Raw genomic sequence first — 18,653 nt, 5'->3', positions numbered from 1 at the left:
ATCATCACCGGTGACGCCAAGGCGTTCGTCAACGGCACGGCCAACGCCAACGCCTCCTGGAGCTGCACCGGCTTCGAGAACAAGGTGCAGTTGAACCCCCGGACCCCCGTCCGTCCTCAGGCACCGGAGGTGCTGGTGGGCCACGCCTCCGCCAGCATCTTCCGCGTGTCCCCCAGCAGCTGCGGCAGCACCTTCGTGTGACCCACCACCGGCATGAAGTTCGTGTCGCCGCCCCAGCGCGGAACGATGTGCTGGTGCAGATGGGCCGCGATGCCCGCACCCGCCACCGTGCCCTGGTTCATCCCGATGTTGAACCCGTGCGCACCGGACGCCGTACGCAGGGCCGTCATCGCCTGCTTGGTCAGCTCGGCCAGCTCGGCGGTCTCGGAATCCGTCAGATCCGTGTAGTCGGCGACATGCCGGTACGGCACCACCATCAGATGACCGCCCGTGTACGGGTACAGATTGAGCACCGCGTACACCTGCTCGCCACGTCGGAGGATGAGGCCGTCCTCGTCGGACTTGGCCGGGATCGAGCAGAAAGGACAGCCGTCGTCGGCACCCGGGCCGGTCGGCTTGTTCTCGCCCTGGATATATGCCATCCGGTGAGGCGTCCACAGGCGCTGAAACGCGTCCTGCGTCCCGACTCCGATCTGCTGCTCCGGCTCACTCGTCATGCCATGCAGCATATTGCTTCGCCCAGATGGACCGTGTCGCCGGGGCACACGCCGGGACACCCACGGCCAAGCTGACGGAATGGACGACGACAGCCGCACACAACGCTGGGAGCGGCGCACCGAGGCCCCGCTCGGAATGGCGTCACTGCTCTTTCTCGCCGCATACGCGGTCCGCGTACTCGCCCACAACCTGTCCGCCACCGGACAGGCCCTCTGCCTCGCCGTACTGCTGGCCGCCTGGGCGGTCTTCGCACTCGACTACACGGTGCGCTGGCACCTGAGCGGAGAGGGCGCCCGGTTCGTACGCACACACTGGCTGGACACCCTCGTCCTGCTGCTGCCCCTGCTGCGCCCGCTGCGAGTGGTCAGGGTGTACGAGGCCGTACTGCACCGGCGCGGCACGCCCCGGCTCGCGCTGTACGCACGCGTGACCGTGTACGCCGGTCTGTCGGTGGCCCTGCTCGGCTTCGCGGGCGCCCTGGCCGTGTACCAGCAGGAACACGCCGCGCCCGACGCGACGATCCTGACGTTCGGCGACGCGGTGTGGTGGACCTGCGCCACGCTCGCGACCGTCGGCTACGGCGACGTATCCCCCGTGACCCCGATCGGCAGGGTGGTCGCCGTGGGCCTGATGGCGTGCGGGCTGGCACTGCTGGGGGCGGTGACGGGGTCGTTCTCGTCGTGGCTGCTGGGTGTGTTCTCGCGGGAGGACGACGAGAGGCCCCCAGGGAGGTGAACTCCCCGGGGGCCTGCGGAACCTCGGATCAGACCTGCGCCCGCTCCTCGACGACCTTCGCGATCTTCGCGATGGCCTCCTCGAAGGGAATGCCGTTCTCCTGCGAACCGTCGCGGTAGCGGAAGGAGACCGTCTCGCCGTTCATGTCCTCGTCGCCGACGATGACCATGAACGGCACCTTCTGCTTCTGGGCGTTCCTGATCTTCTTCTGCATACGGTCGGACGACGAGTCGACCTCGACGCGCAGGCCCTTCTTCTTGGCCTCCGCGGCGAACTTCTGCAGGTACTCCACATGCCCGTCGCCGATCGGGATACCGACCGCCTGAACAGGCGCCAGCCACGCCGGGAACGCCCCCGCGTAGTGCTCAAGGAGCACCGCGAAGAACCGCTCGATGGAGCCGAACAGGGCCCGGTGGATCATTACCGGCCGCTGCTTCGAGCCATCCGGACCCGTGTACTCCAGGTCGAACCGCTCGGGCAGGTTGAAGTCGAGCTGGACCGTCGACATCTGCCAGGTCCGGCCAATGGCATCGCGCGTCTGGACGGAGATCTTCGGCCCGTAGAAGGCGGCGCCCCCCGGGTCCGGAACCAGCGGAAGCCCCTGCTTCTCGGCCACCTGACGCAGCGTCTCCGTGGCCTCTTCCCAGACCTCGTCCGAGCCGACGAACTTCTCCGGGTCCTTGGTGGACAGCTCCAGGTAGAAGTCGGTCAGGCCGTAGTCGCGCAGCAGCCCAAGGACGAAGGTGAGCGTCTTGTCCAGCTCCTCCGCCATCTGCTCCTTGGTGCAGTAGATGTGCGCGTCGTCCTGCGTGAAGCCACGCGCACGGGTGAGGCCGTGCACGACACCCGACTTCTCGTACCGGTACACGGTCCCGAACTCGAACAACCTCAACGGCAGTTCACGGTACGAACGACCGCGCGCGTCGAAGATCAGGTTGTGCATCGGGCAGTTCATGGGCTTGAGGTAGTAGTCCACGCCCTCGTCGAGCTGCATGGGCGGGTACATGCCGTCGGCGTACCAGTCCAGGTGGCCCGAGGTCTCGAAAAGTTTCCCCTTCGTGGCGTGCGGGGTGTAGACGAACTCGTACCCCTCCTCCTCGTGCCGGCGGCGCGAGTAGTCCTCCATCACGCGGCGGATGATGCCGCCCTTGGGGTGGAAGACGGCGAGGCCGGAGCCGATCTGGTCCGGAATGGAGAACAGGTCCAGCTCGCTGCCGAGCTTGCGGTGGTCGCGCTTCTCGGCCTCGATGAGGAAGTCGAGGTGCGCCTTCAGCTCCTCCTTGGAGGGCCAGGCGGTGCCGTAGATGCGCTGGAGCATCGGGTTCTTCTCGCTGCCCCGCCAGTACGCGGCGGCGTTGCGCATCAGCTTGAACGCCGGGATGTTCCGGGTGGTGGGCAGGTGGGGACCGCGACAGAGGTCCTTCCAGCACAGGTCACCGGTCTTGGCGTCGAGGTTGTCGTAGATCGTCAGCTCGCCGGAGCCGACCTCGACGTTCGCGCCGTCATCGGTCGACGCGGAGCCCTTGATGCCGATCAGCTCCAGCTTGTACGGCTCCGACGCCAGCTCCTCGCGAGCCGCCTCGTCGGTCACCACACGGCGGGAGAACCGCTGACCGCGCTTCTGGATCTCCTGCATTTTCTTCTCAATGGCCTTGAGATCCTCGGGCGTGAACGGCTTCTCGACGTCGAAGTCGTAGTAGAAGCCGTCCTTGACCGGCGGGCCGATGCCGAGCTTGGCCTCGGGGAACAGCTCCTGCACGGCCTGGGCCATGACGTGGGCGGTGGAGTGGCGCAGGATGCCCAGGCCGTCCTCGGAGGAGATCTCGACGGGCTCGACCTCCTCGCCGTCCGCCACCGCGTACGCGAGGTCCTTGAGCTCCCCGCCCACGCGCGCGGCAACGATCGTACGTTCGCCGGCGAAGAGGTCGGCGGCCGTAGTCCCCGTCGTCACCACGCGCTCTTCCCGCTCGGAATCGCGTTGGATGATCACACGGACGTCTGACACCGGTCTCTCCTGACTGAAGGGGGATGCGGCGCCATACCGTGAGCGCGCGCAAGTGAGGATCGTACCGACCCCGACCCGCCCACCGCGAAACAGATAACCGACAGCCCTGGTCGACGGCCCCCTCAGTCGTCCCCGCTGCACGCCTCCTCGAAGAAGTCGAGGTTCTCCTGCAGCGACTTCATCAGCCGGTCCCGCTCCGCGTCGTCGACCTGGACGGGTACGACCTCGGAGGCCTGGGTCAGCCTGCGGAAGCCGCCCCGGCTCTCCAGCCGGCCGTGCACCCGCACCGGCAGCCCGACGAGGTGCGCCTGCCCGGCGATCCGGTACGCCTCCTCGTCCAGCGTCATCCGGACGTGCGGGATCTCGGCGCCGGCCAGCACCCGCAGGCGTACCGCGCCTTCGCCGCGCGGCCCCGACCTGCGCATCCGTACCACCGTGCCGGTGATCCGGACCGGGACCGAGGGTTCCTCGCGCAGGTAGCGGGTGCCGGCCGCGCGCAGGACGGGCAGGTCCCCGGGTGAGAACTCGACGGGCTCGGTGGTGGCCGAGCAGCCCTCGGGGACCTCAGCGCCGGGTGCCCACTCGACGACGACGCGGGCGCCCTCCGTACCGCGTACGAGGGCGACGAGGGCCTCCGTCAGCTCGTGGCTGACGCCTGCCTCGACGGCGCCGTCGAAGGCGTCCATGCCGCCGGTGGCCCGGTGGTAGTCGATGGCCTCGCGGGCCGCGTACAGGGCCTGGTGGAGGCGTACGGCGAGGGGGCGGCCCGTGCCGACGGGGACGAACGCGGTGAGGCTGCGTCCTGCGGGGGCGGCGCCGACGAGGACGTGTTCGAGGAGCGCGGCGGCGGTCCTGCGGTGGCGGGCGCCGTAGTAGCCGGCACGCGCGCGCGTGGCGAGTGCGCCGGCGAGCATCATGCGGCGGGCGGCGGAGCGCAGTTGTTCCTCGACGGGCCAGGAGGCGATGCCTGCGGGGCCGGTCGGGACGTCCCGCCACCAGCGGATCTCGTCGCTGGGGACGGCGAGGCCGATGAGCACTTCGCGGGCGGCGGGTGATCCGCTGCGAGCGAGGGCGATGAGGGCCTCGCCGAGGAGGTCGTCGCTGTCGGGGTAGGCCCGGCTCTCGGGCACGAGGAGGCTCGTGCCGCTGCCGCCGGGCCCGGGTGGGGTCCAGCGTCCGTACCGTCCGACGGCTCCCCCGCGTCGCTGCCAGCCGTGCCGGCGCAGGAGGGCGCCGAGGACGGCGGGGTCGACGTGTTCGGGCGCGGGCGGTTCGTTGTCCCAGGTGGTGTCGACGGGGTGCGGCCGGACGGGCCGCAGGGGCTCCTCGGTGGGGCGGTGCGTCACGGTCTGCCTCCCGTCCCGACCCGCGTCATGATCTCGCAGAGCGCGCGGTCGTCGAAGATGCGTGAGGTCGGTATCCGCACGGTGGTCCGGTGCCGGCCGGTTATTCGCTGCCCGGCGAGGTTGATCCAGTAGCAGCAGTGCCGCAGGTCGAGCCGGTCGTGGCTGGCTCTCAGCCAGTCGTCCTGCGTGCGCGGCACGAGCATCACGACCAGGATCTTGTGCACGGAGACCGGGGTGCGGGCGAGCTTCGCGAGGTGGGCGTTGTCGAGCGTGAAGGAGAAGTAGGGGCCCGGCGGGTTCGGCGCGATCTGGTAGGTCGCCTTCAGCTGGACCTTGATGGTGACCTCGTCGTCGACCGTGTGGCCGGGTGAGCCGTGGCTGACGTGCCAGTCGATGCCGTTGTCGGGGAACGGCTGGGACAGCGAGCAGCCGGCCGCCGCCGCGACGGCGTGCAGATAGCCCACCTGCAGTGTCTCCATGCAGGCGGTGGTGGCGAGGGTGCCTCGATGGGGTGCCGTCCGCTCGGGCAGCAGCCCGCCCCGCTCGGGCTGCGCTATCGCCATGACCAAGTGCCTTCCAAACCAGGTGAATTTGAGTGACAGGCCGCTGAAGTGCGTAAACCTGTACCTCTGTTGTCTCCTTCCGGCGTACGGCGCAAACAGCCCGGGTATCACCAAACAGGCAGAAGACGGTGCGTCAGCTGCCGTGGGTGAACGAGGAGTTGCATTGGTATGACGTGCTGGTACGAGGGCCCCTTGGCCGCGTTCGACACGGAGACCACGGGTGTGGACGTCGAGACCGACCGGATCGTGTCGGCGTCCGTCGTGGTCCAGGAAGGTCCGGCCATCCGGCCGAGGATCAGCCGCTGGCTGATCAACCCGGGTGTGCCCGTGCCCGCTTCGGCGACGGCGGTGCACGGGCTGACGGACGAACATCTGCAGCGCAACGGCCGCTGGCCGTCCCCTGTGATGGAGGAGATAGCCCGGGCGCTGGCCGAGCAGGCGGCGGCGGGCCGCCCACTGGTCATCATGAACGCGCCCTTCGATCTGACCATGCTGGACCGGGAGTTGCGCCGCCATCGCGCCTCGTCGCTGGACGACTGGTTCGAGTCGACACCGCTGCTGGTGCTGGACCCCCGGGTCCTGGACAAGCACCTGGACCGCTACCGCAAGGGCCGCCGCACCCTCACGGACCTGTGCGCGCACTACGGCGTCACGCTGGAGGGCGCGCACGACGCGGCGGCGGACGCGATGGCCTCGCTGGAGGTCGTACGGGCGGTCGGGCGCCGTTTCGCGACCCGGCTGGAGCGCCTGTCCCCCGCCGAACTGCACACGCTCCAGGCGGTGTGGCACGCGGCGCAGGCACGGGGTCTGCAGGCGTGGTTCGCGAAGAGCGGTTCGCCGGAGGCGGTGGATCCGGCGTGGCCGCTGCGTCCGGAGATGCCGGCGGCGGCATAGCCGTACAGGAGCTGTACGAGCGCATGGAAAAACCGGCCCGTCGATGACGGACCGGCCTTATCCCGGTGGGCGATACTGGGTTCGAACCAGTGACCTCTTCGGTGTGAACGAAGCGCTCTCCCACTGAGCTAATCGCCCGGGAACGGACTGAACAATACAGGTCCGGACGGGCTTGGTTCAAACCGCTTGGTTCACACCGCTGGTTCAGACCGCTTGGAGGTGGGCGGTCAGTCCGCGCTGTCCCGCGCGCATCATCAGGGCGTGGTTGGCGCGGAAGAGGGGCCGTCCGGGTACGGCGAGGAGGCGCATCAGTGGCTTGGTGACGTCGACTTCCTGGTCGTAGCGGGCGAGGGTGCCGGAGCCGGCCGGGGTGAGTGTCCAGCGGGCCCAGCCGTCGAGGTCGCCGGTCATGGCGATCTCCAGGATTCCGGCGGCCGGGTCACGGCGCACCTCGCGTGCGGTGAAGACCAGGTCGTACGGCAGGGTGGCGCGGATCCTGATGACGCCCGTGGTGTCGTCGAGGCGGTCCACCGCACGGACCTGGGGCCACCAGCGGGGGTAGTCCTCGGCCTGTTCCAGCAGGTCGTAGACGGTGGCGGGCGGCGCGGGCAGGGTCCACCGCGTGCGGAAGCGGTAATGGCTCCAGTCCATCCACAGAGTGTGCCCGCAGGGACTTGAGTAGGTTCTGAGTACGCGCACTCATGCCGTACGACGTGACGCGGACCACACTCCAAGGCATGACGCACATCCTGCCCCCGGCCGAGGAGTTGCGGCTCCTCGATGCCGAGCTGTGGCAACTCGACCGCCGCCGGGCCCAGTTGCTGGCCCGACGGGCCTGGCTGGTCGCCGCGCTGAAGCCGCGGCCGACGCAGCCGGCCCCCGTGACCTCGCCGCGTCCGGAGACCAGCGCGCCCGGCGTGCAGAACCTTCTCCTGCTGCTCGGCGGTGTCCTGCTCACCATCGCGGCGATGGTGTTCACACTGGTCAGCTGGGGCGAGATGGGTATCGCGGGGCGGGGCCTGGTGCTCGGGACGGTCACGCTGGCCGCGCTCGCCGCTCCGCTCCCCCTGGTGAAGCGCGGGCTGCGGTCGACGGCCGAGTCGGTGGCGGGCCTGGGGCTGGCGCTGACGGTGCTGGACGCGTACGCGCTGTACGTGCTCTCGTTCGCGGGGACGGGAGCCGCGGGATTCACGGCGGTGGCCTCGGCGCTGCTGGCCGGGCTCTGGACGGCGTACGGCCTGCTGCCGCGTGCGACCGAGCTGCGTCTGCCCCTCCCCGCCGCGCTCGCCGCGGCCCAACTCCCGCTGTTCTTCTGGGCTCTGTCGTCCTCCGCGGACTCCTACGGGATCACGGCCGCGTTGTTGCTGACGGCCGGGTTCGACACCGCTGTGGCGCTCCGAGTGACCGCCGGGCCCGTACGCGTCGTCGCCGCCGTCGGCGCGTACGGACTGGGCTCCTCGGGCGCACTGGCGGCCGGCTGGCTGTCGTGGACGGCCACCGGTCCGAGCGCCGCCACCCGTGCGGCGGCGCTCGTCCTCCTCGCGGCGGCCGTCGCCCTGGGCGCGGCGTGGCACGGCGGCCTGGGCAAGGGTCACGCCGTCGGCCTCGCCGTGGCCTCCGGGCTCCTCACGGTCGCCGCGCTGGGCAGCGCGGTCCGGCCCGCGGTGCCGGACGTCTGGACGGTTCCGGTCCATCTCGCCTGCGGGATCGCCCTGTTGGCGGCGGTACGCGTCCACCGGATCCCTGAGCCGGTGCGGAACGGTCTGGCCTGGTCCTCCGTCGCCGTACAGGGGCTCGCGGCGCTGTGGGCGCTGCCGCTCGTGGCGATCACCCTGCTGGGGCCGGTCGCCTGGGCGTCGCGGGCGTGGTCCGGGGCGCCCGCGAACGCCCGTGCGGCGGTGACGGTGGACCTGCCCTGGCCCCCGGACACGGCGACGGCTCCGCTCGTCCTGGTCGCGGTCGCTGCGGTGCTCGCCCTGGCTGTCAGGGGCACCGACCGGCGCCCCCGGGCCCTGACCGGCGCGCTGATGCTCGGCTGGGCCGCGGCACTGACGGTCCCGGCGGTTCTCGAACTCCCTTACACGACCGGCCTCTTGGCGCTCGGGGCCCTGACGGCGGTCGTCCTGGCCTCGCCGTACGGGCAGCCGGCTGCGACGGTCCTCGCGCTCGTCACCTCCGCCGGTCTCTCGTTCACCGCGCTGGCCTCCCAGACGGCGACCCTCACCACGTTCTCCGTGCTCACCGTGTTCTTCGCGGCGGTCTCGCGGCGACTCACTTCGGTCACGGCCCCGGCCGCCCTCTCGTACGCCACCGCGCTGGCCTGCGCGACGGGAGTGGCCGCGGGCTGGCAGCCGCAGCACACCGCCCTGCTGGTCCTGACGGTCCCGGTCGCCGCGGCCCTGATCGCACCGCGCGTGAGCGCACGGGTTCCCATGGAGCGGATTCCCATGGAGGTGACGGGAGCCGTGGCCGCGCTGCTCGCCCTCGCGCTCGCGGCGACCGACCTGCCGATGCTCGCCCTGGTCCTGGCCCTGTGCGGAGTGATCGCCGCGGGCACGGCGATCCGCCCGGACCGCCGCCCCGTCGGTTACGTCGCCGCCGTCCTGTTCGTCCTGGCGACCTGGGTACGCCTGGCGGCCTGGGACGTGGGGATCCCCGAGGCGTACACGATCCCGGTGACAGTCCCGGCGCTGGTCATCGGCTTCCTACGACTGCGCCGCGACCCCCTGACCTCGTCCTGGACGGCCTTCGGCCCCGGTCTCGCCGCCACCTTCCTGCCGAGCCTCGCGGCGGCCTGGAGCGACCCGCACTGGACCCGACCGCTCCTGCTGGGCCTGGCCGCTCTGTCGCTCACCCTGCTGGGCGCCGGCTACAACCTCCGCGCGCCCCTCCTGCTGGGCGGCGCGGTCCTGACTCTGGACGCGCTGCACGAGCTGGCCCCGTACATCGTCCAAGTGACCGACGCCCTCCCCCGCTGGGTGCTTCCCGCCCTGGCTGGCCTACTCCTCCTGGCCCTGGGCGCAACGTACGAACAACGCCTCAGGGACGCCCGAAAAATGCGGGATTTCCTGGGAAGCCTTCACTGAACCCACCCAAGGGGCGCGGGGCTGTATCGATCTGCGGCTCCGCCGCGCGGGCGCGACCAGCCACAACGGACCCGCAGTTCCCCACGAACCTGTTAAGGCATCCTGTCCCCGAGCAGCGCCAGGTTCTCGATGGCGGCAAGCCCGTACAACGCGGTGTCGTTCGTGGACACCCAGGCAGCCTCACTGCCCGGCACAAGCGTCACCGGGCCGCTCAACTCCTCGGTCTTCCAGGGCGCAGACTCCTTGTAGCCGTCGGAGTTGTAGAACTTGTCCCACGCGCGCGTGGCAAGCTTCGCGTCCCCGGTCTGCACAGCCGCGTACGCGTCGAGTCGCGAGTGGCCCTGGAAGAGGAGCAGGGTGCCGAAGTTGGAGCCGTAGCGGGCCGCCTGTTCGGCCTTGGTGGCGTTGAAGTAGCGGCAGTAGTCGAAGTACGCCTCGTTGAACTCGGGCATGTCGACCAGGTCGATCAGTTCGGTGCACAGCTCGTTGAGTCCGAAGACGGCGGAGAGGTGCGAGACGCCGACGACGGGTGACGCGGCGACCGCGAACTTCCCGGTGTCGAGGTCGTACAGGCCGCTGCCCTGCACGAATCCGTTCGGCTGGGCGGCGATCGTCTCCATGGTCGAGAGCACCCGTGCCTTGGCCTTCTCCCACTTGGGGCCCTTGCGTTCCCACTCGGTGAGCCAGGCGGAGACAAGCCCGCTCCAGTCCGTACCGAAGCCGATCGACAGGGCGTGCCGGTCGGGGGTGTAGGGCTCGGTGCGGATCTTGCGCAGCGGGTCGAGGGCGAGGAAGGTCTCGTCGCTGTCGACGTTGGCGTGCATGAGGTCGCCGACGCGTTCGTCGCCGGTGAGGAAGTAGTAGTAGCGGCGGTAGGTGGTGTTGGCGATGCGCTGCTGCTTGGCGCTGTCGGCGTAGTGCTGGACACCGTGCCGGGTGCCGAGGCCGGCCCACTGGCCGAGGTGGTAGACGTCGACCTCGCCGGTGTGACGGGTCATCGCCTCGGCGAAGCGGAAGATGTCGGCGCGGCCGGAGCGGAGGTAGGCGAACCAGAGCCAGAGGTCGGGCGAGAGTTCGGAGTTGTCCCAGGCGTAGCCGCCGACGTCGTACCGCCACTGGTGTCTGGCGGTGTCGTACGAGTGCATGATGTCGCCGTAGTCCCAGAAGCCGTACCAACGGCGTTGCTCCACCTGGTCCTTGTAGTAGGTGAAGAGGAAGTCGAGGTGGTCCTCGATCTTGGCCTTGGCGGGGGTGGAGCGGTCGGGCTCGGAGTACAGCCCGGGGCCGAAGACCTGAGCCTTGATCAGTTGCCTTGGCGGGGCGGCCAGTTGAGGCAACACCCTTACGGCCTCTACCTGTTGGGCCAGCACTGCCGGTGACGGCGTCGACTCGTTGGCCCAGAAGAGGAGTTCGGAGGTACGGGCGATTCCGTACGGGGTGCCGAAGCCGGGTTCGTAGTCCTCGTAGGTGATGTTGAGGCCTTCGAGCTGTTCGGCGTACGTGTCCTGGCCCATGCCGTCGTGGTAGAAGCGCAGGTCCATGGGCTGGGCCTCGGGCGACCAGAGCCAGAGGGTGACCTCGGCCTCGTCGGTGTGGGCGTCGCGGATGTCGAGCTGGGCGGGGTGCTTCTCCCAGAAGTCCCGCAGCCCGAAGGAAAATCCGCCGCTCGCCCCGCCGACGTAGCCGAACCCGGAGGCCCGCTTGCCGCCGCCGGCGCCGATCCAGCCGTAGCCCTTCTTGGTGCGCTTGCGGAGGGTGAAGCCGTCGGCGGAGAGCTGGGAGAGGGTGTAGTCGCCCCACTCGGGGATGTACTGCAACCTGGTCGTCACCCGCTGGTCCCAGGTGGCGGGGTCCGGCAGCTTCTCGCCCTCGAACTGGGCCGCCTGGACGGCCGCTCCGGGGTCGCGGCGCTGTCCTGTGATGCCCTTGACGGCCTCGCGGAGCAGTCCGGTGCCGTCGCCGCCGATCCGGATGTGGCGGTCGTACGAGGCGTCCCGCATCGGCACGGTGAAGCGGACCCCGAGGCCGCGGATGAAGTCGCCGCTGGCCTTGCCGGGTTCCTGGGTGCCGTCGTACGTGATGGTGTGGACCATGCGGAACGAGTCGGCGCCGGCGTAGAAGTAGAGGCGGATCGAGAAGGGGAGCCAACTGCGGCTGCCCTTGCGGTGCTTGCCGTCGATGCGGACAACTGCCCTTACGGGGCCGTCCTGTTCGACCTCGACCTCGCTGATGGCGCTCTCGAAGCGCTCGAACTTGGTGGCGCCCTGGTCCTCGTCCTCGATCTCGGGCTGGCGGATGAGGACGAGCCGCCCGTTCTTCGCGATCTCGGTGGAGCCGCGTGTCACCGATTTCACCAGCGTGGAACCGGACTTGCCGATGCGGGCGGTGATGACCCCGGTCGATATGTCGATGGTCCCGCCGCGTTTGTCGACGGTGACCTTCGAGGTGGGGGCCTCGGGGGCTCCGGCGGCGAGCGTCAGTTGCCCGGCGCCGCCCGAACTCACGGCGTGCGCGGTCCACTTGAGGGTGCCGTCGGGCCAGTAGGCGAGCGGCCAGGACTGTACGGGTACGGCCTTGCCGTCGGCGTCGGTGAGCGCGAAGGCCTGGTCCGCGTCGTACGTGCCCTTGGGCCAGGGCACGCCGACGGTGGAACCGGGGGCGGCGCCGAGGCCGCCGTCCTCCAGCCAGTCCAGGGGCACGGGATCGGTGGCTGCCTCGGCGGCTCTGGGCGCGGCCTGCGCGCCCTTCGCCCCTAGGGCCCAGCTGAACTGGGCGGCGGCTCCGGCGACTGCGGCAGCCTTGAGGAGGGACCTGCGGGGGATGGGAGACATGGGTGACCAGCCTTTCCTTTCCGTGCGGGTGCGGGGACAGTCAGGATTTAGTCAGGGGCATGACAGCGAGAGGTACGGCACCCGGGGCGCCGACCTGGTGCGAGGGCACCGCCCGTCAGCGGCGCCGGTACCGCTCCTCGACGGCGACGGCCGCCGCCGCGACGGCCCCGAGGACGGGAACCGCCAACGGCGGAAGGAACCCTGCGGACAGGGCTACGACGGCCAGCCCGCAGACGACCAGGAAGGACCCGGCGGGATCGCGCACGGTCCGGCGCCCGGCGTCCGCGAGCAGCGCCCGCCAGGGGGCGCCCGGCGTCCAGACGGCCGCCGCCCGCAGCAGGGCCACGGCGAGTCCGAGCAGCGCGAAGATGCCGACGGCCCCGACGAACGGCCCGCCGGGAATCCCGGCCCGTGCCGCCAGGACGTCCACCCAGACCGCGACGCCCGCAGCCCAGCCGGCGAGCCCGACGAGCCACCCGCCGCGCACGGCCGCCCGGAAGTCCGCGACGAACTCCCGCCAGCCGCCGGCCTCGTGGGCCGTACGGCGCCGTAGATGCCGTGCGCCGGCGGCGAAGGCGGCAGGGTAGGTGACGACCCCGAGCGAGGCCACGGCGATCCAGACACCGGTGAGCAGACACTCGGCGAAGACCGCGAAACGCTCGCCGAACAGGGACTCCTTGCGTGGGGAGCGGGCCTTCACACGTGCTTCTGCCATGGTGACCGCATCAGCCTTTCTGCATACGTCAGTCCGGTCCGCCTACTTCAGTCCGGACGTCGCCATACCGTCGATGAGATAGCGCTGGAAGGCCATGAAGAAGGCGACGACCGGCACCAGCGCCACCAGCGACATGGCGATCATGCTGCCGTAGTTGGAGATGCCCTCCTGGTCGCGGAACATCATCAGGCCGAGCGAAACGGTGTACTTGGAGGGGGTGTTGAGGTAGATCAACGGCCCCATGAAGTCGTTCCAGGCGTTGATGAAGGTGAAGATGGCGCTGGTGATGATGGCGGGCCGGCTCAGCGGCAGCACGATGGACCAGTAGGTCCTCAGGTGTCCGCAGCCGTCGAGTTTGGCGGCCTCGTCCAGCTCGCGCGGCAGCCCACGCATGAACTGCACCATCAGGAAGACGAAGAACGCCTCCGTGGCCAGGAACTTGCCCGCGACGAGCGGCACGAGCGTGTCGATGTAGCCGAGGTTGCGGAACAGCACGTACTGCGGGATGAGCAGCACGTGGTACGGCAGCAGCAGGGTGCCGATCATCAGCGTGAACAGCAGGTTCCGCCCGGCGAACCGGATCTTGGCGAAGGCGTACGCCGTCAGCGAGCTGGAGATCACCACGCCGACCACGGCCAGGCCCGCGTACATCAGCGAGTTGGTGAAGAAGCTGGTGATGGAGATGCCGGAGATGCCGTCGGCGAGCCCGGAGAAGTTCGCCCAGACCGGCTTGGTGGGCAGCAGGTCGAGGCTGGCGATGATGTCCTTGCTCGGCTTGAACGAGGCGCCGAGCACCCAGATCACCGGGTAGAGGACGACCGCGAGCACGAGGAGCGCGCCCACGTGCCAGGCGAGGGATCCGATACGCCGTCGCTCGGTCGCGGGGCGCACGACGGGGGTGGCAACAGTGGTCACTTGGCTGCTCACTTGGCTGCCTCCTCGTAGTGCACCCACTTCTTCTGCGACCAGAACAGGACCGCCGTGACGAGCGCGACCGCGATCACCAGCGTCCAGGCCATCGCGGAGGCGAAGCCCATCTGGGCCTCCTTGAAGCCCTTCTGGTAGAGATAACAGGTGTAGACGAGGGTGGCGTCGGCGGGTCCGCACCGGGTGTCGGAGACGACGTACGCGGAGCCGAAGACCTGGAACGCGTGAATGGACTCCAGCAGCACGTTGAAGAACAGCACCGGGGAGATCATCGGCAGCGTGATGTTCCAGAACCGCCGGAAGGGACCGGCTCCGTCCACCTCGGCGGCCTCGTACAGTTCCCGCGGCACCTGCTTCAGTCCCGCCAGGAAGATGACCATCGGCGCGCCGAACTGCCAGATGCTCAGCGCCACCAGGGCGTACAGGACGTAGTCCGGATTGCCGATCCAGCCGCCGACGTCGAGCCCGAAGACCTTCTGCGTACGGTCCACGACGGCGTCGTCGGAGAACAGCGCCCGCCACACGAAGCCCACGGAGACGCTGGCGCCGATGAGTGACGGCATGTAGAAGGCGGCCCGGTACAGGGCCTGTCCGCGCCGCTTCTGCGCGAGCAGCAGCGCCACTCCGAGCGCGAGGAGCAGCTTCAGCGGTGTCGCCACGACGACGTACTTCAGCGTGACCTCGACCGACTTCTGCCAGCGCGGGTCCTGGAACATCGTCGTGAAGTTGTCCAGTCCCACCCACTGGGGCGGTGTGAACAGGTTGTAGCTGGTGAACGCGTAGTACAGCGACGCGATCATCGGTCCTGCCGTGAGCAGCAGGAAACCCGCGATCCACGGCGACATGAAGAGATAGCCGGCGAGGTTCTCGCGGCGCCGCCCGCGCCGCCCGGGGGCGGGGGCGACGGACCGCTTCCCGGCCGGGCGCACGGGCGCTTCCTTGACGAGCGTCATGCTGGTACGTCCCCTCAGCCCGCGAACGCGGCCTTGGCCTCGCCGAACAGTGCCTTCGCGCCGTCGGCCGGCTTGGTCTTGCCCTGGGCGATCTCACCGCCGATGCGCAGGAAGGCCGCCTCGATGACGTCCGCGCCGGACGGGTGCGGGGTGATCTTCCCGAGGACGCCGGCCTTGGCGACCTCGTCCTCGTAGGCCGAGACGCCCTTGTTGTTGGGGTCGGTCGGCTTGAAGGCGGCGTACTGCTCGGTGGTGGCGAGGATGCCGCGGTCGTAGCCCATGATCTTGCCGACCTCGGGGTCGTGGACCATGAAGTCGATGAACTGGGCGACCTCCTTGGGGTGCTTGGTCCCGGAGAAGGCACTGAGCATCAGCGAGCCGAGGTACTGGCCGGTGTCCTTGCCGTCCGTGGTGGGGATCGGCGCGAGCCCGTAGTCGGACTCGCCCTCGCCCTCGTAACGGATGGAGAAGTTGTCCCAGGTGAATTCGGACGCGGCGAGCCCCGCCGACAGACCGGACTTGGGCGCGACCTGCTCGATCTTCTTGGGGTCGGCGACAAGACCGGACTTCACGCGCTTGTAGCCGTCCTCCCACCACTGCGTCAGATCGTCCTCGGTGAAGCCGAGATCGGTGTCGGTGAAGAAGGCCTTGCCGTTCTGGCGCAGGTACAGGTCGTAGAGGTACATGATGGTGAAGTAGCCCGTGTCACCGGCGATCTTCAGCTTGTCCTGGATCGTCTGCAGCGCGTCGAAGTACTCGTCCCAGGTCCAGCCGAACTTCGCCTCGACGCCCGCCTTCTCGAAGGCCTTGAGGTCGATGACGAGTGCCATGGTGTTGGCGCCGACGGGTATGCCGATCTGCTTTCCGTCGACCTGACCGTTCGCCAGAACCCCGTTGCGGAAGTCCTCCAGGCTCAGATTCCCGGCGTCCGCCTGCGTTTTGAGATCCATCAGAACGCCACGCTTGTCGTACTTGCGCAGAAAGCCGACCGCATTCTGGAAAACGTCCGGCGGATTACCGCCGGAGGCCTGGGTCTGGAACTTCTCCCAGAACGCCGCGTAGTCAGTGAATTCGGGCTTGATCTTAATCTTCGGGTACTTCTTCTCGAAGAGCGCGATCGTCTTCTTGATGGCGATGGTCCGCGGTTCGCCGCCCCACCACGCATAACGGAGCGTCACATTCCCGTCCCCGGCACCACCGTCGCCACCGCACCCGGCCGTCGCCGCCAGCCCCAGCGCGACCGCCGAGGCTCCGGCCGCCTTGAGGATCGTTCGTCTCTCAACATTCCCGTTCTTAGGCACAGTCGGGCCCTCCCCGCGACGTCATTGGCGCCTGCGTGAATCGTTTCAAGTAAGCGCTTGCTGGCACAAGTTACGGAGGGGCTCGGAGTGCGTCAATGATTCGGACAGGAATTTTCTGTGAGCGGGCTGGGGGAGGTCTGGGTGCGAGTCGACTCGCACCCCGGGCAAGAGGGTTGGCGTCGCAGGTGAGGCGGTTGGGGTCGGCGGGTCGAACGCTCGCGGAACGCCAGTGTTTATTTGGGGCGAGGCCGAAATGTGCCTACCGGGTGGGGAGTTGACGTCGGAGGGGACGGAAGGGGGTGGACTGTCGAACGGGACGGCGTCGGGATCGACGGGGGCGGATGGAGGGGCCGTCGCGGGGGTCCGAGGGGTCCTGATGAGGGCCACGGAGAGGTCCTGATGGGGGGCTCGAAGGGGGTCCCGGCGGGGGCGCGAAGGGGGCTCAAGGGGGTGCACGGAGAGTTCCGAGGATGAGGATGGTGACGGGATGGCGCCGGGGCGGTCCCGAGGACGGTGCACGGCAGGGCGCCAGGACTGACGAGGCCGGTGCGCGAGATCGCGCCCGGGCAGGCAGGCTGCGGCCGGGCGCCGACGAAGCCGCCGCGCGGGCGCTGGCCGAGGCGACCGGGCCCAGGGAGGGTGCGCTGGAGAGTGCCGAGGGCGACGCCCGGGAGGATGCGCCGGGTGGGGCCGGAAAGGGGCGCGCGGGGCGCAGCCGGATAGCGACGCGCAGGCGAAGCCGGTCGGAGACCCGCAGGTGGAGACGGTCAGAGACCCACGGGCGAAGCCGGTCGGGAACGGCCAGGGACTCGGGGGCGAAAGCCGGCCGGAGACGGTCGGGGAATCCCGGGTGGGGACAGCCAGGGACTCGCGGACGAAAGCCGGCCGGAGACGATCAGGGACTCCCGGATGGCACCCGTCGGGCTTTCGCTGGTGGGGCCGATCGAGGATGCACTGATGGAGCCGGTCAGGGCTTCGCCGGTGCCGCCGGTCAGGGATTCGCGAGTGCCGCCGCCCAGGGTGCGCCAACCGGTCCCACCAGCACCTGAACCGCTCCAGAGCGCCCCTCGAACCCACCACGAGGCGAAGCTTCCATGCCGCCGGCCTGCGGCAGCAGACTACTGGTTACTGGCCACTCAGCCACGCTGTACGGCGATACCCGCGACGTACAGCGATGCCCACGGCGCACGGACGCAGCCCGCGCGGAGACGACCACGGAAACAACACAAATACGGCCCGTGTCCACGTTTCCGTGGACACGGGCCGCACTCGATCCGGTGGGCGATACTGGGTTCGAACCAGTGACCTCTTCGGTGTGAACGAAGCGCTCTCCCACTGAGCTAATCGCCCGGACGCAGGGAGAACATTACCCCATGTCAGGGGGTGCCCCGGTCACGCACCGGATCACTGGTCCTTGATCTTCCAGGGCATTTCCAGCCCGAACTTCCATACGTAGATCCCGACGAGAACCGCGATGATCACGAGGCCGATCGTCGTCAGGATGATGTTCCGGCGGCGCACCTTGGGGTCGAGCGCACGCTGTGTCGCCTCGGTGACCTTGCGCTTCGTCCAGCGCAGCACCAGCTGGGCCCAGACGAACTCGGTCGCCCAGATCGCCATACCGCCGAAGATCACCAGCCAGCCCGGCCCGGGCAGCGGCAGCATGACAATGCCGGCGCCCACCACGGCGAGGCCCACGACGAATACGCCGACCTGCCAGCTCACATGCAGCATGCGGCGCGCCTTGATGAATTCCGGCGCCCTCGACCCGAGCTCCCGCTCCTCTGCGGTCCCACCGGCCTCGGTCTCATCTGGTGCCACGGCGACCTCGCCAGGCTTGTCACTCCCCGTATTCATACGACCAAACCCTACCCGACGGAAACCGGTCACCGGAATGGTCGTAGCCGACGAACCGGTTCTCGGCCGGAAGAGTTACGTAAAGACACGCAAAACACCCAGAGGGGTTTACAACGGCACCGTAGGTGGCATGTCGATTTCGCCGACGTGCGAATCCCCGAGCGCACACTGAGCGAAAGGCCTTGGCGCTTATGAACACCACGGTCAGCTGCGAGCTGCACCTGCGCCTCGTTGTGTCGAGCGAGTCCTCACTGCCCGTTCCCGCAGGACTGCGGTATGACACGGCCGATCCCTACGCCGTGCACGCCACCTTCCACACCGGAGCCGAGGAAACCGTCGAGTGGGTGTTCGCCCGCGACCTGCTCGCGGAGGGCCTCCACCGGCCCACCGGCACCGGTGACGTCCGAGTCTGGCCGTCCCGGAGCCACGGTCAGGGCGTTGTCTGCATCGCCCTCAGCTCCCCGGAGGGCGAGGCCCTGCTCGAAGCCCCCGCACGAGCCCTGGAGTCCTTCCTGAAGCGAACGGACGCCGCTGTGCCACCCGGCACGGAACACCGCCACTTCGACCTCGACCAGGAGCTGTCCCACATCCTGGCGGAGAGCTAGGACGAGGCCCCCACAGAGCCGCCCGGCGCCGTCCACTCGGGGAGACGGCTCGGGTCAGGACAACCGCATATGGCACACCGTCGCCGCCCCGCGGGGGGTACGCGGGGCGGCGCCGGTGCGGGGGCGTGGCCGTTGGCGGGTGTCCGCCACACAGATC

At 69.3% G+C, this 18,653-nt stretch carries 15 protein-coding genes and 2 tRNA genes; 4 read left to right on the top strand and 13 right to left on the bottom strand.

Annotated elements, in window-relative coordinates:
• Positions 1 to 116 precede the first annotated feature (116 nt).
• Positions 117 to 689 carry an HIT family protein gene (locus tag ACWDR4_RS47900; protein WP_450418222.1) on the bottom strand — a complete coding sequence of 191 codons (573 nt, stop codon included), beginning with the start codon at positions 687 to 689 and terminating at the stop codon, positions 117 to 119.
• Between the two features lie 67 nt (positions 690 to 756).
• On the opposite strand from ACWDR4_RS47900, the gene ACWDR4_RS47895 reads away from it, so the two are divergent.
• Positions 757 to 1,413: a potassium channel family protein gene (locus tag ACWDR4_RS47895; protein ID WP_450418221.1), complete on the top strand. Its 657-nt coding sequence runs from the start codon at positions 757 to 759 to the stop codon at positions 1,411 to 1,413.
• 28 nt (positions 1,414 to 1,441) lie between these two features.
• Here ACWDR4_RS47895 and thrS read toward each other — a convergent pair whose 3' ends face one another.
• The 3 genes from thrS to ACWDR4_RS47880 form a co-directional block, all read right to left on the bottom strand.
• Positions 1,442 to 3,418: a threonine--tRNA ligase gene (thrS, locus tag ACWDR4_RS47890; protein WP_450418219.1), complete on the bottom strand. Its 1,977-nt coding sequence runs from the start codon at positions 3,416 to 3,418 to the stop codon at positions 1,442 to 1,444.
• Between the two features lie 122 nt (positions 3,419 to 3,540).
• A complete protein-coding gene (locus ACWDR4_RS47885; protein WP_450418217.1) occupies positions 3,541 to 4,764 on the bottom strand; it encodes a hypothetical protein in 1,224 nt (407 codons plus the stop codon).
• Entirely contained in the window at positions 4,761 to 5,327 is a 567-nt protein-coding gene (locus ACWDR4_RS47880) for a DUF4365 domain-containing protein (RefSeq protein ID WP_450418216.1), read from the bottom strand. Before ACWDR4_RS47880 ends, ACWDR4_RS47885 begins: the two co-directional genes overlap by 4 nt.
• A gap of 168 nt (positions 5,328 to 5,495) precedes the next feature.
• On the opposite strand from ACWDR4_RS47880, the gene ACWDR4_RS47875 reads away from it, so the two are divergent.
• On the top strand, positions 5,496 to 6,221 hold the full coding sequence (locus ACWDR4_RS47875) for an exonuclease domain-containing protein (protein ID WP_450418214.1): 726 nt from the start codon (positions 5,496 to 5,498) through the stop codon (positions 6,219 to 6,221).
• Between the two features lie 66 nt (positions 6,222 to 6,287).
• Here the strand turns inward: ACWDR4_RS47875 and ACWDR4_RS47870 are convergent.
• Together ACWDR4_RS47870 and ACWDR4_RS47865 are read right to left on the bottom strand one after the other, a co-directional pair.
• A tRNA-Val gene (locus tag ACWDR4_RS47870) sits at positions 6,288 to 6,359 on the bottom strand.
• Positions 6,360 to 6,425: 66 nt separating this feature from the next.
• Positions 6,426 to 6,872, bottom strand: a complete 447-nt coding sequence (locus ACWDR4_RS47865) for an SRPBCC family protein (RefSeq protein WP_450418212.1) — start codon at positions 6,870 to 6,872, stop codon at positions 6,426 to 6,428.
• An 86-nt stretch (positions 6,873 to 6,958) separates the two neighbouring features.
• Between ACWDR4_RS47865 and ACWDR4_RS47860 the strand changes: the two genes are divergently transcribed.
• Entirely contained in the window at positions 6,959 to 9,307 is a 2,349-nt protein-coding gene (locus ACWDR4_RS47860; protein WP_450418210.1) for an SCO7613 C-terminal domain-containing membrane protein, read from the top strand.
• A gap of 92 nt (positions 9,308 to 9,399) precedes the next feature.
• Here the strand turns inward: ACWDR4_RS47860 and ACWDR4_RS47855 are convergent, their stop codons facing one another.
• The 7 genes from ACWDR4_RS47855 to ACWDR4_RS47825 form a co-directional block, all read right to left on the bottom strand.
• Complete coding sequence (locus tag ACWDR4_RS47855) at positions 9,400 to 12,138, bottom strand: exo-rhamnogalacturonan lyase family protein (RefSeq protein ID WP_450418209.1); 2,739 nt, start codon at positions 12,136 to 12,138, stop codon at positions 9,400 to 9,402.
• Positions 12,139 to 12,253: 115 nt separating this feature from the next.
• Positions 12,254 to 12,853, bottom strand: coding sequence for a hypothetical protein (locus ACWDR4_RS47850; RefSeq protein ID WP_450418207.1), 600 nt, complete (start codon positions 12,851 to 12,853; stop codon positions 12,254 to 12,256).
• A gap of 42 nt (positions 12,854 to 12,895) precedes the next feature.
• The gene (locus ACWDR4_RS47845; RefSeq protein WP_450418225.1) at positions 12,896 to 13,768 is read right to left on the bottom strand and encodes a carbohydrate ABC transporter permease; all 873 of its coding nucleotides are present in this window, start codon (positions 13,766 to 13,768) and stop codon (positions 12,896 to 12,898) included.
• Between the two features lie 8 nt (positions 13,769 to 13,776).
• Positions 13,777 to 14,733: a carbohydrate ABC transporter permease gene (locus tag ACWDR4_RS47840; RefSeq protein WP_450418206.1), complete on the bottom strand. Its 957-nt coding sequence runs from the start codon at positions 14,731 to 14,733 to the stop codon at positions 13,777 to 13,779.
• Positions 14,734 to 14,747: 14 nt separating this feature from the next.
• A complete protein-coding gene (locus ACWDR4_RS47835) occupies positions 14,748 to 16,034 on the bottom strand; it encodes an ABC transporter substrate-binding protein (protein WP_450418205.1) in 1,287 nt (428 codons plus the stop codon).
• Between the two features lie 1,278 nt (positions 16,035 to 17,312).
• Positions 17,313 to 17,384, bottom strand: a tRNA-Val gene (locus ACWDR4_RS47830).
• A gap of 54 nt (positions 17,385 to 17,438) precedes the next feature.
• A complete protein-coding gene (locus ACWDR4_RS47825) occupies positions 17,439 to 17,891 on the bottom strand; it encodes a TIGR02611 family protein (RefSeq protein WP_450418223.1) in 453 nt (150 codons plus the stop codon).
• 191 nt (positions 17,892 to 18,082) lie between these two features.
• On the opposite strand from ACWDR4_RS47825, the gene ACWDR4_RS47820 reads away from it, so the two are divergent.
• On the top strand, positions 18,083 to 18,496 hold the full coding sequence (locus ACWDR4_RS47820; RefSeq protein WP_004002642.1) for an SsgA family sporulation/cell division regulator: 414 nt from the start codon (positions 18,083 to 18,085) through the stop codon (positions 18,494 to 18,496).
• Positions 18,497 to 18,653 lie beyond the last annotated feature (157 nt).

It is taken from the genome of Streptomyces sp. NPDC000878 (genome assembly GCF_053599695.1).
This window is presented reverse-complemented; position numbering and strand designations above follow the sequence as displayed.